The organism is Arthrobacter sp. YC-RL1 (assembly GCF_001454985.1).
Classification (GTDB): domain Bacteria; phylum Actinomycetota; class Actinomycetes; order Actinomycetales; family Micrococcaceae; genus Glutamicibacter; species Glutamicibacter soli.
Window position 1 is genome coordinate 661714 of the sequence record NZ_CP013297.1, and the last position, 13037, is coordinate 674750.

Genomic DNA, 13037 nt, shown 5'->3' on the forward strand with positions numbered 1-13037 from the left:
TGTGATGATTCAACTGGTCAGCGGACCGCCGACCTCGTCCACCATGGCGAAGAGCCTGCGCAGCACCGCTGGGTCGTTGATCCCGTCGTGCTCGTGCTCATTGGTGACCCAGGCCTGCAGGCCGCCGACCTTTTTCGCGGTGTCCAGCGACAGGCCGGCATCCACATACATGTCGTCGTAGTAGACGGCGGCGGCCATCGGAACCCGGTTCGCCGCGATCTTCTGAAGGTCGTAGATCTTCCGGTGGGTGCCGCGCGCTGCCAGCACCTCGACTGCCGGGATATACGGGCGCAGCAGCCGGGTCTCCTCGAAAGTCCAGCGGAACATCATTTCGCCGGTGAACAGCAAGGTGGGCGCATCCGTGGCGAAATCCGCGTGCTGCTCCAGCTCCGCCTGGGCGGCGAAGGCGCTGGGGCCGTTGGCTCCGTTGCCGTAGATGTCCTCCTGCAGCACCGCGAACAACGGGTTCCCGGCAAAGCTGGTGCGCGCCTGGACCTCCTGCAGCAGGCAGTCGCTGAGCTGGGTGCCGTCGCCGGATTGCTCCAGCAGCCAGTGCAGGCGTTCGAAGCCCGGACCCATGCCGAAGTCGATGCCCAGCGACTGCAGCCGGCGGACCGTGAAGCGGTCGCCGTCGGGCAGCAGCACCTCGCGTTCGGCCAGCGTGCGGGCCAGATTGGCGGCACGGGCGCGGTCCTGCGGGTACATGCGGTAGAACTGCTCGTTCTTGGCGCGTACCCGGTGGATGGTGCGGGCGTAGACCCCGGCGGCGCTCGGCTCAAGGCTCGGCAGCCCGCCGGTGATGAAGCAGGCGGTCAGCGCGTTATCGAAGTAGCTCAGGTAGCTCAGGGTCAGGAACCCGCCGTAGCTCTGGCCCAGCGTGGCCCATTTGCGGCCTTGGTAGCCGCGGCGGCGGATCGCCTCAGCATCGGCCACGATGGAGTCCGCGCGGAAGTTCTCCAGGTACGCCGCGCCGCTGTCGCCGTCCGGGAATCCGGAGATCACCTGGGCGGTGACCGGGGTGGACCGGCCGGTGCCGCGCTGGTCCATGAGGATCACGCGGTAGCGTTCAAGCGCCGTATCCAACCGGTCGGAACCGCCCACCGGGCGCGGTCCCTGCCCGCCGGGCCCGCCCTGCAGGTAGACCATCAGCGGCAGCTGCTGCCCGTCCAGGTGCGCACGCACCATTTCGCGGTAGAACAACTCGATGGCGGGGCCGCCCGGATTGTTCCAGTCCAGCGGCACCTGAAGCACGTAGTCGCGGAAGCGGCGTCCGCCGGCTACGTAGGTTTCCAGCAGCCGCGGGGCCGCATCCAGGTTCTGCACGGCCTGTGCCAGCGCGGTCATTTGGCGCCCTCCAGCAGTCCCAGCGAATCGAAGACCGGGGCTCCGGCCTGGATGACGGTGCGGCCCTTGGCCTCGGACACCAGGAAGTCCACATCCTGGCGCGGATCGCCGTCAAGCACCAGCAGGTCCGCGGCCTTGCCGGCGGCCAGCGAACCGATGGACTCGTTGCCGATCAGCTGCGCGTTCACGCTGGTGGCCGAGCGCAGCAGGTCTTCCACGGTGGAAGCCGCCGCCTGCAGGGCCAGCCCGTTGAGCTGCTCGTCGCCCAGCTCGCCCATCAAATCGCTGCCGAAGCCGACCTTGACCCCGGCATCCAGTGCATGGCGCACCGCCTGTTGCCCGCGCTCGAGCACAATCCGGTTCTTCTCCTGGGACACCGCAGCCAGGCCAAGTTCCTCGCCGCGCGAATCCATGGCCGCATAGGCGGCCAGGGTGGGGACCAGGAAGGCGTCGTGCTGCGCCATGAGCTTGGCGGTGTCGGCATCCAGCAGGTTGCCGTGCTCGATGCTGCGCACCCCGTTGTGAACCGAGTGGCGGATCGCCGGCACCGAGTAAGCGTGCGCGCAGACATAGGAGCCGCGGCGGGCCGCCTCGGAGGTGATGGTGCGGATTTCCTCGGGGGAGTATTGCGGGATTTCCAGCGGGTCGGTCAGCGAGATGACCCCGCCGCTGGTCATGATCTTGATGGCGTGTGCCCCGGTGCGGAAGGCATTGCGCACTGCCACGCGCAGGTTGTCGGGCCCGTCGACAATTTGGCACATGTGCCCGTGGCTGAAGCAGGTGTCCAGGTGCGCCTCGCGCGGGTCGCCGTGCCCGCCGGTCTGGCTGAAGGCGGGACCGGTGAAGTAGTAGCGCGGCGAGTCGAACAGCTTCTCCTCGATGGCGCGGGCCAGGCCCAAATCGCCTCCGGCCACATCGCGCACCGTGGTGAAGCCGCGGCGCAGCGCGGCTGCCAGGCGGTGGGAGCCGGCCAGCGCGGAGTAGGACAGCGGGCCCAGCTCGTTGTCCAGGCCCTGCAGGGCCACGGCGTAGGCGTGGAAGTGCGCGTCGATCAGCCCGGGCAGCACGGTGCGCCCGGCGGCGTCGACCAGGGTTCCCTCGCGCTGGGCGCCCACAGCGGTGATGGTCCCGTCGACCAGGGTGATGTTCGCCGGCTCGTCCAGGAAGCGTTCGCCGTCGAAAACCGTGGCGTTGCACAGGGTCAGGGTGCTCATGCGCGCACCGCCAGGTTCATCGCCTGGGCCATCCACTGCTCCAGGCCGGTGGCGTCCAGCGGCAGTTCGCCGGAGAGGTTCTCGTAGCCGGTGGCGGTGATCAGCAGGTCGTCCTCGATGCGTACGCCCAGGCCGCGCAGCTCCGGCGGGACCATGGCGTCGTGGGCGTGGAAGTAGAGGCCAGGTTCCACGGTCAGCACCATGTTTTCCTCCAACAGCGCGCCCTGGTAGTCCTCGTAGTGCGAGTGCGAGCAGTCATGCACGTCCAGGCCCAGGTGGTGGCCCACACCGCACACCAGCCAACGGCGGTGCTGCTGGCCGATGGGGGACAGCGCCTCGTCCACCGAGACCGGCAGCAGGTCCCAGTCGTGCAGGCCCTTGGCGATTTCCTCCATGCAGGCGAAGTGGAAGTCGCTGTACGGCTTGCCCGGAGCCAGCGCGGCCAGTCCGGCGCGGTGGGACTTCTCCACCAGGTTGTGGACCTGGCGCTGGGCGTCGGTGAAGGCTCCGGCCACCGGGAAGGTGCGGGTGACATCTGCGGTGTAGCAGGAGCGTTCCTCCACACCCATGTCCAGCAGCAGCAGCTGGTCTTCGCGAACCGGGCCGTCGCAGCGGGTCCAGTGCAGGGTGGGCGCGTGGATGCCGGCGCCGATGATGGTGGCGTAGCCCGGGCCGTTGCCGTAGGTGCGGGCGGCGCGGTCGAAGGTGCCCTGCAGCCAGCGCTCGCCGCCGGAGGTGATGGCCTGCGGGATCTCGGCCAGCACCTGGCGGAAACCGTCAATGGTGTGGTCCACCGAAGCGCGCAGCTCGGCGATTTCCCACGCGTCCTTGACCATGCGCAGCTGGGAGAGGACCCGCTTCAAGACGGGGGAATCCTGGGCGTTCAGCTTGTCCAGCTCGCTGGAGTCCACGGCGCCGGCGGCCTGGAACCGGCCCGCACGCACGGCGGACTCGAGTTCCTGGATCGGGCGAACCGGGATGCCCAACGCGCGCTGCCAGTCAAGCGGCTTGTGGCTAGGGCCGACCCAGAGTTCGCCGTGGATGGCATTGGAAAAGAAGTCAGCGGTGCCCGGCGCGTAGGGGACTGGCAGGAACAGTTCGAAGTCATGTCCGTCGCTGGTCGGGTGGCCCAGCAGCACGGCGGACTCGATCTGGGCGTTGACCAGGTACATGAAATCGGAGTGGGCGCGGAACTCGTGGAAGTTGTCGTTGGCCCGCACCGGTGCGTGGCCGGCGAACACCATGATGCCCTGGCCGGCGAAGGCCGCCGAGAGGTTCTCGCGGTGGTTGGCTGCGGCCTGCGACGCCGCGGCATCGACAGGGGCAGGCAATTGGGGTGATTCCCAGCCCTTGGCCATGAAGTCCACGAAGGGCTGGCTGTTCGCCAGCCGGGGAATGACATTCTCCCCGCTGCTTGGTACCGGCATTGACTTGGGGAGTTTCTCACTCATCGACGTGGTGCTCCTGTGAAACGAGAACTGTTGGGATGGCAGGGCTTAGCGCCCCGGTCATTCAAGCTTTTCACGGATCCGCCGCGCCTACGACATAAAACGGTGTCGTAAAACCGACACGTCGTTAATCAGTCTCTGCTGATTCAGTCTGCGGATTCGCGGTCCACGATCAGGTGCTTGGCGCTGATGGCGCCGAGCTGGAACCTGCTGGCTGCGCCGAATCCGCGCTGCAGGGTCTGGATTTTGCGCTGCACCGTGCGCACGCTGACTCCCAGCGCACGGGCCACCGACTCGTCCTTCTGCCCGGCGGCCAGCAGTCGCAGGATCTGGATCTCGTCATCCTCCAGCAGCGTTCCGGACTCGAACTTCCGGTTGCTGACCTGCAGGGCGGTTTCCCAGACCTTGGTGAATGAATCGTTGATGAAATCTGCCAGCACCGGGGAGGTGAGCTGCACGGCCAGATGCGATGCGGCGGAGGCTTCCGAAGTGTGGATGATGAACTCCTCGCGGTCGCGGATCAGCAGCCGCGTCGAGACATTCGTGGAGACCCGGGCTTCCTCGCCTTGGCGGACCGAGTTCAGCATGGCCCGGGTGAGGTCTCCGCGCTCGAATACCGAGGGGTCGTAGACCACCCGGAAGCGCACCCCGCGGGCCAGCGCGGCGGGCTGGGACTTCGATTGGGACTCTGCATGCGCGGGTCTGCCGCCTCGGTCCAGCGCATCGATCGAATGCACCGCCCGGTCCTGGAAGTCGTTGAAGGTGTCTACCAGATCCTGGCGCGAGTAGATCAGTCGCATGGACAGGCCGTCCCGATGCACGTGGGCTCCGTCCGTTGGTACCCCGGTGCGGCGCATGTCGTCGGCCAATGCGGCCAGCTGCTGCGAAATCGAGGTGAGCGTATCGGCATCCATGCGTGTACGACCTTAGTGATGTGTGACGGGGTGCAGTCCGTGCCCCGGACAAGGCAGCACGGGGACAGTTGAATCATGGCACATTTCATCGGACAGGATCCCGGATGCCGATGGGCGTTAGCCGTTCTCCACAGTTCGCCAGGCAGTTGCGAAGCCTTGCGGATCGTGACTGACAGTGGGAGCAGGCAGCCGCAACGGGCCGCCGGAACTGCATCCCAGAGTTGAGGAGAAAACCATGCCGTCACTGCCGGATCCCGTCGACCGTGAATGCCTGCCGTGCTATCTATATCGAGTCGCAGGCGCCGAACCTTGTGCCGCGAACCTGCGCGCGCTGATGCACTACCGCGATTATTCGGCCCCGCGGGCTACCGCCCTGGAGCGGAAGATCAAGCTGCTGGGCGGCTTCTGCGACTGCGAGGTGCTGCTGAACGTTTTCCGGCCCATTACCGATGAGGCTGCGCGCGCGGTGGACGAGGGCCTGGACATGGTCTGCAAAGGAACACGCCGCGGCAGCATTCAACCCTGCGAACAGTGGATGATGCGCCGCGGCGTGCAGTGGGGCGGAGGCCAGTTCCACTCCCGGAGTGCTTAGATTATCTAGTCTTCCAAGCTCCCGTTGAAAGTGGATTTGTTCTTCTTCCCGGACATGAAAGCCTTCAGCAGTTCCACGCCGATCGGAATCACGGAGATGAAAACAATCAGGATGAAGATGAGGTCGATGTTCTCTTCGATCCAGCTGAACTGTCCGAGCCAGAAGCCCAGCAAGGTGACGCCGACACCCCACAACAGAGCGCCAATCAGATTGTAGAAGACGAAGGTCTTGTGGTTCATCTTGGCAACACCGGCGATCACCGGAACGAAGGTGCGGACCACGGGAACGAAGCGGGCCAGGATGACCGCGCGGCCGCCGAAACGCTCGAAGAAGCTGTGGGCGTGCTCGACATTCTTCTGCGAGAAGAAGCGTGAATCCGGCTTCTTGAAAATCGCGGGACCGGTCTTTTTCCCGATCATGTAACCGGTTTGGTCGCCTGCGAAGGCGCAGACGAAAATGCACAGGGCAAACAGCCACAGCGGGACATGGATGGTGCCGGTGGCGATGAGCATGCCCACGGTGAAGAGCATTGAGTCGCCGGGCAGGAAGAAACCGACCAGCAGGCCGGTTTCCGCGAAAACGATGCCGCAAACGATCAGGACGACCCATGGCGCCAAAGCCGGGTCGTTAAGGAAGACCGCGGGATTCAGCCAGTCTGGCAGGAAAGCCGCACCCATGGTGGGCGACCCAAGTTCGGTCACTATCGAAAGAAATGAAGAATGATCTAGCACGAGAAAAGCCTACGGGATTTCGCTGTGAGTTTGCCCGTGCATAGATGCAGATCACTGCGGTAAATCGATGTGGGAATGGCATTTTGGCCGGGCTGACCGGTAAAGACTTCGATGCCGGGATCTTGCTGTACTGTGCGGGCGCGGTGACGAATGAACCCGCCGGAGTAGCCAAGCTCACATCCGCTGACGCGTCCCCGAAACGACAGTTGAAATGCGGCAACTAAATTCTCGCTGCCGACCCATGACAACGGTCATGTTCAAGTCATGACATTCTGCTCTTCGCCGGCGGGCCTTTTCCGCGAAAAATTGAACTATGGAAACGCTGAACCGAACCGAAGCAGTATCGCTGACGGGTCTGCGCAAGACCTTCACGACACCACGCACCAAGGTCGAAGCCGTGCGCGGAGTCGACCTGAGCATCCAAGCCGGCCAAATCGTTGCCCTGCTCGGCCCTAACGGCGCAGGCAAGACCACCACCGTGGACATGATCCTGGGTCTGACCCAGCCGAGTTCCGGCTCGGTCGAGGTCCTGGGCCTAAGCCCGCACCGGGCAGTGACCTCCGGCAGGGTTTCGGCGGTGCTCCAGACCGGAGGGCTGTTGCGCGACCTGACCGTTCGCGAAACCATCACGGTGATTGCCACCATGCACGGGCAGGCCGGCCGTGTTACGCAAGTCATGGACCGTACCGGGCTGACCGCCATCGCCAAGCGGAGGGTCGGAAAGTGCTCCGGCGGCGAGCAGCAGCGCATCAAATTCGCGTTGGCCCTGCTCCCGGACCCCGACGTGCTGATCCTCGACGAGCCCACCGCCGGCATGGATGTGATGGCCCGCCGCGACTTCTGGGAAAACATGCGCTCGGAGGCATCCAGCGGACGCACCATCATTTTTGCCACCCACTATCTGGAAGAAGCGCAGAACTTCGCTGAGCGCACCGTGCTGATGAGCCACGGGCGCATCGTGGCGGACGGGGCGACCGAGGAACTGCGCAAGCTGATTTCCGGACGCACCGTCAGCGCCACGCTGCCCACCGAGCAGGCGATCTCCCAGGCGGAAGCCTTCGACGCCTCGGTGAGCATTGCCGAACGCAATGGACAGCGCATCTCCTTCAAATGCGCCGATTCCGACCGCTTCGCCCAAACCCTGTTGACCGATCTGGGCGCCTGGGACCTTGAAATCTCTGCGCCAAGCCTGGAAGACGCATTCATCCAACTGACCGAGGACGCCCAATGATTGCCACCTATATCCGCGTTGAATTCGCCCGGCACTTCCGCGACGGCTACAACCTGGTCTTCGCGCTGCTGCTGCCGGCAGCCATGTACTTCCTGTTCGGCAACATCCCCAGCTACACGGATGCCGAGGTCGGCAGCGGCAACGTCAAGTTCTACCTGATGGTTTCCATGGCAGCCTACGGCGCGGCCGTCAGCACCGTGGCCATTGCCGGCACGGTGGCCACCGAAACCATGCAGGGCTGGGGCCGGCAGATCGCCTTGACCCGGATGACACCGGCTTCCTTCGTCACCAGCAAGATGACTGTCGCGGCCACGGTGGCGGCAGCCTCGGCGGCGCTGGTCTTCGCCCTGGGCGCAGTTACCGGAGCGCGGGTCACCGACGGCTGGATGTGGGTGGTCAGCTACTTGATCATCCTGGCCGGAGCGATGATCTTCGCCTGCTACGGCATCGGCGTGGGCATGCTGTTCAAGTCGGAATCCGCGCTGGGGCTGGCCTCGGGCCTGATGGTGTTCTTCGCCTTCTTCGGCAACGTGTTCATGCCTCTGGAAGGCGGCATGCTCGACGCAGCCCGTTTCACCCCGATGTTCGGCTATGTGGCCTTAGCCCGCTACCCGATGCTGCACTCAATTCCCGCAGGAGGCGACATGGCGCCGGATCCATTGTGGATTCCAGTGACTAGTGTGGTTGCATGGGCAATCATCTTCGCGCTCTTCGCGGTCTTCGCAACCCGGAAGGCCAAGGCGCGCCAGTGAATAATTCAGGGAGCAATCCCACGGCAATGAGCCAGGCCGGCTGCGAAGTCGACGAAGGCACTGCCTTTTGGGACAAGTGGGGCTGGCTGGTTGCCGGGGTCTGGATCATCTTCCTGATCTTCCCGATCCTGGACCTGCTGCTGGAAGACTATTCGCTGCCCACCAGGATCATCGGACTGATCCTGGTGGTCGTCTTCGCGGTGGTCTACCTCAGGGCCTACGCGGAATTCAGCAGGGTGGTCGGCGAGGGCGGAACCAGGCACCCGCGGGCCTATGCCTACTTCGCCATCCTGTGGGTCATCGTGCTGGCGGGGATGCCGGTCATCGGGCTGACAGTCATGGGGATCTTCCCGTTCCTGACCTCCTACTCCGCCTTCCTGCTCACCAAGCGCTACACGATCGCCACCTATGTCGCCGTCGCCGTGCTGTGTTTCGCCCTGCCGATCATCTACGGGGAATTCATCGACCTGCTGTTCCTGATCGGCCTGAACCTGGTGCTGATGGTCGTGTACGCCATCACGGTCGCCGCGATCACCCGCTCGGTGGTCTCGGAACAGATCCGCGCCGACTACCTGGTGGTGGCGGAACAGGAACGCATGGCCCGCGACGTGCACGACGGCATTGGCCATTCGCTGACCGCGCTGAACCTCAAGGCCCAGCTGGCGTTGCGGCTCATGGACGCCGGCAGCTACAAGGAAGCCCGCCGGGAGCTTGAGCAGCTCAGCGACCTGGCAGTCACCGCGCTGGATTCGGTCCGCACCACGGTGCACGGGCTCAACCGGCAGAACCTTGAGGCCGAATTGCAAGAACTGCACCAGGCCTGCACCGACAACGGACTGGAATTCACGGTGCTGGGCACGGTGGAGGACGTCCCCGTGGCCTGGCGGTCGCACATTGCGTGGATCCTGCGCGAGGCGGTCACCAACGTGCTGCGCCACGCCCACGCCGGATCCGTCGCGGTGCGGCTGGGCACCGCAGGGGTCAGCGTGGACGACGACGGCGACGGCATCCAGGGCGGTGAGAGCGGCCACGGCATCCGCGGCATGCAGGAACGCGCCCGGCTGTTCGGCGCCAGTTGTACAGTGGGAGCATCCAGGCTGGGAGGAACCAGCCTGCAGGTGGCATTCGGCGCGGGAAGCGGGGACACATGATTAAGGTGCTGATCGCGGATGACCAGCACCTGGTGCGCGGCGCACTGGCCGCCCTGCTCAATCTTGAGGACGACCTCCAGGTGGTCGCCGAATGCGCCGACGGCGACGAAGTCGCGCAGGCGCTGGATGACAGCGGGGCGCAGGTCGCGCTGCTGGACGTGCAGATGCCCCGGTTGGACGGGCTGCGCACCGCGCAGCTGTTGCGCGACAGCCATCCCGAGGTCAAGATCCTGATCGTGACCACCTTCGACCGCCCCGGATACTTCCGCCAGGCCTTCGAAGCCGGGGCCAGCGGATTCCTGGTCAAGGATTCCCCGCCGGCGGAACTGGTCGCCGCCATCCGCCGGGTGCATTCGGGCGGGAAGGTCGTCGACCCGCAGCGCGCCATGCTCAGCGTGGAAACCCGCTCCAACCCGCTGACCGAGAGGGAACGGGAAATCCTCGCGCTGGCCGCCGGCGGGGGACCTGTGTCGCAGATCGCCGCCTCCCTGCACCTGTCGGCCGGAACGGTGCGCAACCACCTGTCCAACGCCATCGGCAAAACCAATACCTCGAACCGGATCGAGGCGGCCCGCAGCGCGCGGGAAATGGGCTGGATCTAGCGGGTGGCGAAGTGGGTGATGACCCCGATCATCCACACCGAGGACGCCAGCAGCACGCAGCCCAGCTCGATCACGATGCCCAGCCCCATGGCCTTCAGCGCCGCCCAGGACGAGGCCAGGGCACCGGAGGTTTCGCCGCGGCGGAGCGCCTCGCCGATGAACAAGCCCACCGCGAAGCCCACGAACAAGCCGACCACCGGGATCAGGAAGGCCCCTGCGATCGCGCCGATCAGGGCCGTGAGGATGGACCCCTTCGGGATTGCGTGTTGCTTGAGCTTGCGACCGGTGAGCACCGCTGATGCGGACCAGCCGAGAAACGCGATGGCGATGCCCAACCCCGCGGCCCACCAGGAGGCGCCGCTGCCCAGCAGCCAGCCCCAGGCCAGCAGCGTTCCGATGGCCAGCAGTGATCCCGGAAGAATCGGGAAGATGGTTCCCAGCGCTGAAACCACCAGCAGCAGGCCGGCAAGAATCGTGTAAAGAATTTGTAGATCCACATGCCTAGTGTGGCACGGTGAGCAAGACGGCAGCGCAGACCGGAAAACAGGAGGTCCTCATGTCCGGGGAAAACAAGGCACGGGTCGGCGTGCAGATCCAGGGCTCCACCGCCGTGGTGCTGCTGGAAAACGAGCGCCAGTTCAACGCCCTGACCAAGGACATGTGCCTGCAGCTGCTGGGCGCCTTCGCCGTGCTGTCCGCGGATCCGGCGGTGTCCGCGATCGTGATCCGCGGTGCCGGCGGGAACTTCTGCGCCGGGATCGCCATCGACCAGATGGACCAGGTGCTCTTCGACAAGGACGCCGACGGGCAGCTGCTGAACCACTTCGATCTGGTGGACCGGGCGATCACCGGCTGCCCCAAGACCACGATCGCGGTGGTGGAGGGCAACTGCTTCGGCGGGGCCTGGCAGTTGGCCTCGGCCTGCGAGATCCAGCTGGCGGCCGATGACGTGAAGCTGGCGATCACCCCGGCGAAGATCGGGCTGGTGTTCCCGCGTCCGGGCATCGAGCGGCTGGTGCGCACGGTGGGCGAAAGCCGGGCCAAGTACCTGCTGTATTCCGGAGCCCGCATCGCGGCGGCCGAAGCGCTGGACTGGGGCATGTTCACCCGGATGCACCCGGCCGCGCAGCTGGACGGGGAAGTCGAATCGCTGCTGCAGGCGCTGCAGGGCAACTCCCCGTACTCCATCGCGCGGACCCGCGAGGCCATCGCCGCCCATGGGCAGGAGCCGGCCGCAGCTGACTACGAATCCTGGTGGGCGCGGCTCTGGGAAGAGAACGGGGAGAATCCCGAGCTCGCCGAGGGGCGGCGGGCGTTCCTCGAGCGCCGCGCGCCGCGCTACGGCGATGCCTAGGAGGGCTGCCCTGACTGTTCGGCGTACTGCGCTACCAGCTCGCGCTTGAGGATCTTCCCGCTGGGGCCCAGCGGGAATTCCTGCACGATCTCGATGTGGCGCGGGAACTTGTAGGCCGCCATCTGCTCGCTGGCCCAGGCTCCGATGGACTCGGCGTCCAAGGTGGAGCCTGCTTCCAGGGTGATGGCGGCGGCGATCTCCTGGCCATGGGTTTCATGCGGCACGCCGTACACCGCCGCATTGGAGATCTCCGGATGGCTGATGAGCACCTCCTCGACCTCGCGCGGGTAGACGTTGTAGCCGTTGCGCAGGATCATGTCCTTGGTCCGGTCCAGGATGCGCACGTAATCGTCCTCGTCCTTGGTGCCCAAATCCCCGGTGCGGAACCAGCCGTCGACCATCGCCTCGGCCGTGGCCTCGGGACGGTTCAGGTAGCCGGCGAACAGGTTGTGCCCGCGGACCACCAGCTCGCCGATCTCCCCGCGCGGCAGCAGCCTGATCTCGTCCAGGTACGCCGGGTCCGCGATCTCCACCTCGACGCCCCACACCGGGGTGCCGATGGTCCCCGGCCGCGGGGTGCGCCCCACGTGGTTGAAGCAGGCCACCGGCGAGGTCTCGGTCAGCCCGTAGCCCTCGTAGATGGGCGCGCCGAAACGCTCCTCGAAGGCGGTGAGCACCGACACCGGCAGCGAAGCCCCGCCCGAGACGCCGAAGCGCAGGCGGGATGGCTTGCCCTCGCGCTGCTTGCCCGCCTCCAGCATGGCGACGTACATCGTGGGAACTCCGAAGAACAGGTCGATGTCTTCATCCAGCACCAGGTCCAGCGCGCCGACGGCGGTGAACTTGGGCAGCAGCATGATCTCGGCGCCAACGCGCAGCCCGGTGTTCAGCACCGTGGTCTGCCCGAAGGTGTGGAACAGCGGCAAGCCGCCGAAGACCTTGTCGCCGCGGCGCATGTCGATGGTGTCCAGCAGCAGGGTGTTCGCCTGCTCCAGCAGCGCCACGTGGGTACCCAGCGCGCCCTTGGGCTTGCCGGTGGTGCCGGAGGTGTAGAGGATCGTGGCGATGTCCTCGGGGCGGCGCGGCAAGTAGGTGTCGATGGGGGTGGCCGCCGCGGCGAGGTCCTCCAGACGGATGCTTCCCAGCTCTTCAGGAGCCAGCACGCTGATCGTCTCGACGCCGCTGAGCTCTGCGCCGGCGGCGCCCTCGCCCAGCAGCGGAGCCGCGCACACCAGCAGGCGTACTCCGGAATCCTCCAGCACATAGGCGATCTCGTGGCGTTTAAGCAGCGCGTGGATCGGCACGACAACCGCGCCGAGTGCCAGCACCGCGTAGTAGACGCGGGCGAAGTCCGTCACGTTCGGAATCAGCACCGCGACCCGGTCGCCTTCGCCGATGCCGCGCTCCCGCAAAGCCCCTGCGTAGGCGCGGGTTTCGTCCCAGAGCTGCCGGTAGCTGGTGCTCTGCCCGTTGACGGTGATCGCGTTCAACTCGCCATGGCGGGCGGCGCCCTCGGCGGGGATTGCTGCAACGGACATGGTGGCGTTTGGCGAGGAAGAAAGCATGGAAAGGCTCCCGGAGATCAGCGCGAAATGCGAGTGTGTGCTGTGTCACAACCTAACATAATGGAACTGGAAACCGGGAGCAGGTACCCGGTGCCAAGCTTCTGGAGCCTGAAAGTCATATCGTTGCCGCGAGGCGGCC

At 65.7% G+C, this 13037-nt stretch carries 13 protein-coding genes; 6 read left to right on the top strand and 7 right to left on the bottom strand.

Features of this window, described 5'->3' with window-relative positions; all coding sequences use genetic code 11:
- Window positions 1–9: 9 nt before the first annotated feature.
- The 4 genes from ATC04_RS03055 to ATC04_RS03070 form a co-directional block, all read right to left on the bottom strand.
- Window positions 10–1344 (bottom strand): alpha/beta fold hydrolase, encoded by a 1335-nt coding sequence (locus ATC04_RS03055; RefSeq protein ID WP_082123994.1) that lies wholly within the window; start codon window positions 1342–1344, stop codon window positions 10–12.
- On the bottom strand, window positions 1341–2558 hold the full coding sequence (locus ATC04_RS03060) for an amidohydrolase family protein (protein ID WP_047120187.1): 1218 nt from the start codon (window positions 2556–2558) through the stop codon (window positions 1341–1343). Before ATC04_RS03060 ends, ATC04_RS03055 begins: the two co-directional genes overlap by 4 nt.
- Complete coding sequence (locus tag ATC04_RS03065) at window positions 2555–4009, bottom strand: aminopeptidase P family protein (RefSeq protein ID WP_047120186.1); 1455 nt, start codon at window positions 4007–4009, stop codon at window positions 2555–2557. The genes ATC04_RS03060 and ATC04_RS03065 overlap by 4 nt, the downstream gene beginning before the upstream one ends.
- A 143-nt stretch (window positions 4010–4152) precedes the next feature.
- A complete protein-coding gene (locus ATC04_RS03070) occupies window positions 4153–4920 on the bottom strand; it encodes a helix-turn-helix transcriptional regulator (protein ID WP_047120185.1) in 768 nt (255 codons plus the stop codon).
- A gap of 235 nt (window positions 4921–5155) precedes the next feature.
- Here ATC04_RS03070 and ATC04_RS03075 point away from each other — a divergent pair, with 235 nt between their 5' ends.
- Entirely contained in the window at window positions 5156–5512 is a 357-nt protein-coding gene (locus ATC04_RS03075) for a DUF2695 domain-containing protein (protein WP_082123992.1), read from the top strand.
- A 5-nt stretch (window positions 5513–5517) separates the two neighbouring features.
- Here ATC04_RS03075 and ATC04_RS03080 read toward each other — a convergent pair whose 3' ends face one another.
- Window positions 5518–6189, bottom strand: a complete 672-nt coding sequence (locus ATC04_RS03080; protein WP_047120184.1) for a VTT domain-containing protein — start codon at window positions 6187–6189, stop codon at window positions 5518–5520.
- Between the two features lie 367 nt (window positions 6190–6556).
- Here ATC04_RS03080 and ATC04_RS03085 point away from each other — a divergent pair, with 367 nt between their 5' ends.
- From ATC04_RS03085 to ATC04_RS03100, 4 genes are read left to right on the top strand one after another with little or no spacing between them, the layout of a single operon-like run.
- A complete protein-coding gene (locus ATC04_RS03085; protein ID WP_047120183.1) occupies window positions 6557–7474 on the top strand; it encodes an ABC transporter ATP-binding protein in 918 nt (305 codons plus the stop codon).
- A complete protein-coding gene (locus ATC04_RS03090) occupies window positions 7471–8226 on the top strand; it encodes an ABC transporter permease (RefSeq protein ID WP_047120182.1) in 756 nt (251 codons plus the stop codon). Before ATC04_RS03085 ends, ATC04_RS03090 begins: the two co-directional genes overlap by 4 nt.
- A gap of 26 nt (window positions 8227–8252) precedes the next feature.
- Window positions 8253–9377 (top strand): histidine kinase, encoded by a 1125-nt coding sequence (locus tag ATC04_RS03095; protein ID WP_047120181.1) that lies wholly within the window; start codon window positions 8253–8255, stop codon window positions 9375–9377.
- Window positions 9374–9979 carry a response regulator transcription factor gene (locus ATC04_RS03100; protein ID WP_047120180.1) on the top strand — a complete coding sequence of 202 codons (606 nt, stop codon included), beginning with the start codon at window positions 9374–9376 and terminating at the stop codon, window positions 9977–9979. Before ATC04_RS03095 ends, ATC04_RS03100 begins: the two co-directional genes overlap by 4 nt.
- Here the strand turns inward: ATC04_RS03100 and ATC04_RS03105 are convergent.
- On the bottom strand, window positions 9976–10476 hold the full coding sequence (locus ATC04_RS03105; RefSeq protein ID WP_047120179.1) for a DUF456 domain-containing protein: 501 nt from the start codon (window positions 10474–10476) through the stop codon (window positions 9976–9978). The genes ATC04_RS03100 and ATC04_RS03105 overlap by 4 nt on opposite strands.
- 17 nt (window positions 10477–10493) lie before the next feature.
- On the opposite strand from ATC04_RS03105, the gene ATC04_RS03110 reads away from it, so the two are divergent.
- On the top strand, window positions 10494–11333 hold the full coding sequence (locus tag ATC04_RS03110; RefSeq protein ID WP_152666894.1) for an enoyl-CoA hydratase/isomerase family protein: 840 nt from the start codon (window positions 10494–10496) through the stop codon (window positions 11331–11333).
- On the opposite strand, the gene ATC04_RS03115 is transcribed toward ATC04_RS03110, so the two are convergent.
- Window positions 11330–12898, bottom strand: coding sequence for a long-chain fatty acid--CoA ligase (locus ATC04_RS03115; RefSeq protein ID WP_047120178.1), 1569 nt, complete (start codon window positions 12896–12898; stop codon window positions 11330–11332). The genes ATC04_RS03110 and ATC04_RS03115 overlap by 4 nt on opposite strands.
- Window positions 12899–13037: the final 139 nt, after the last annotated feature.

Bases quoted from the DNA above. Each gene is read 5' to 3' on its own strand.
- ATC04_RS03100 (WP_047120180.1), top strand. From the start codon at position 9,374: ATGATTAAGGTGCTGATCGCGGATGACCAGCACCTGGTGCGCGGCGCA.
- ATC04_RS03055 (WP_082123994.1), bottom strand. From the start codon at position 1,344: ATGACCGCGCTGGCACAGGCCGTGCAGAACCTGGATGCGGCCCCGCGG.
- ATC04_RS03090 (WP_047120182.1), top strand. From the start codon at position 7,471: ATGATTGCCACCTATATCCGCGTTGAATTCGCCCGGCACTTCCGCGAC.
- ATC04_RS03060 (WP_047120187.1), bottom strand. From the start codon at position 2,558: ATGAGCACCCTGACCCTGTGCAACGCCACGGTTTTCGACGGCGAACGC.
- ATC04_RS03085 (WP_047120183.1), top strand. From the start codon at position 6,557: ATGGAAACGCTGAACCGAACCGAAGCAGTATCGCTGACGGGTCTGCGC.
- ATC04_RS03065 (WP_047120186.1), bottom strand. From the start codon at position 4,009: ATGAGTGAGAAACTCCCCAAGTCAATGCCGGTACCAAGCAGCGGGGAG.
- ATC04_RS03095 (WP_047120181.1), top strand. From the start codon at position 8,253: ATGAGCCAGGCCGGCTGCGAAGTCGACGAAGGCACTGCCTTTTGGGAC.
- ATC04_RS03080 (WP_047120184.1), bottom strand. From the start codon at position 6,189: ATGGGTGCGGCTTTCCTGCCAGACTGGCTGAATCCCGCGGTCTTCCTT.
- ATC04_RS03115 (WP_047120178.1), bottom strand. From the start codon at position 12,898: ATGCTTTCTTCCTCGCCAAACGCCACCATGTCCGTTGCAGCAATCCCC.
- ATC04_RS03070 (WP_047120185.1), bottom strand. From the start codon at position 4,920: ATGGATGCCGATACGCTCACCTCGATTTCGCAGCAGCTGGCCGCATTG.
- ATC04_RS03075 (WP_082123992.1), top strand. From the start codon at position 5,156: ATGCCGTCACTGCCGGATCCCGTCGACCGTGAATGCCTGCCGTGCTAT.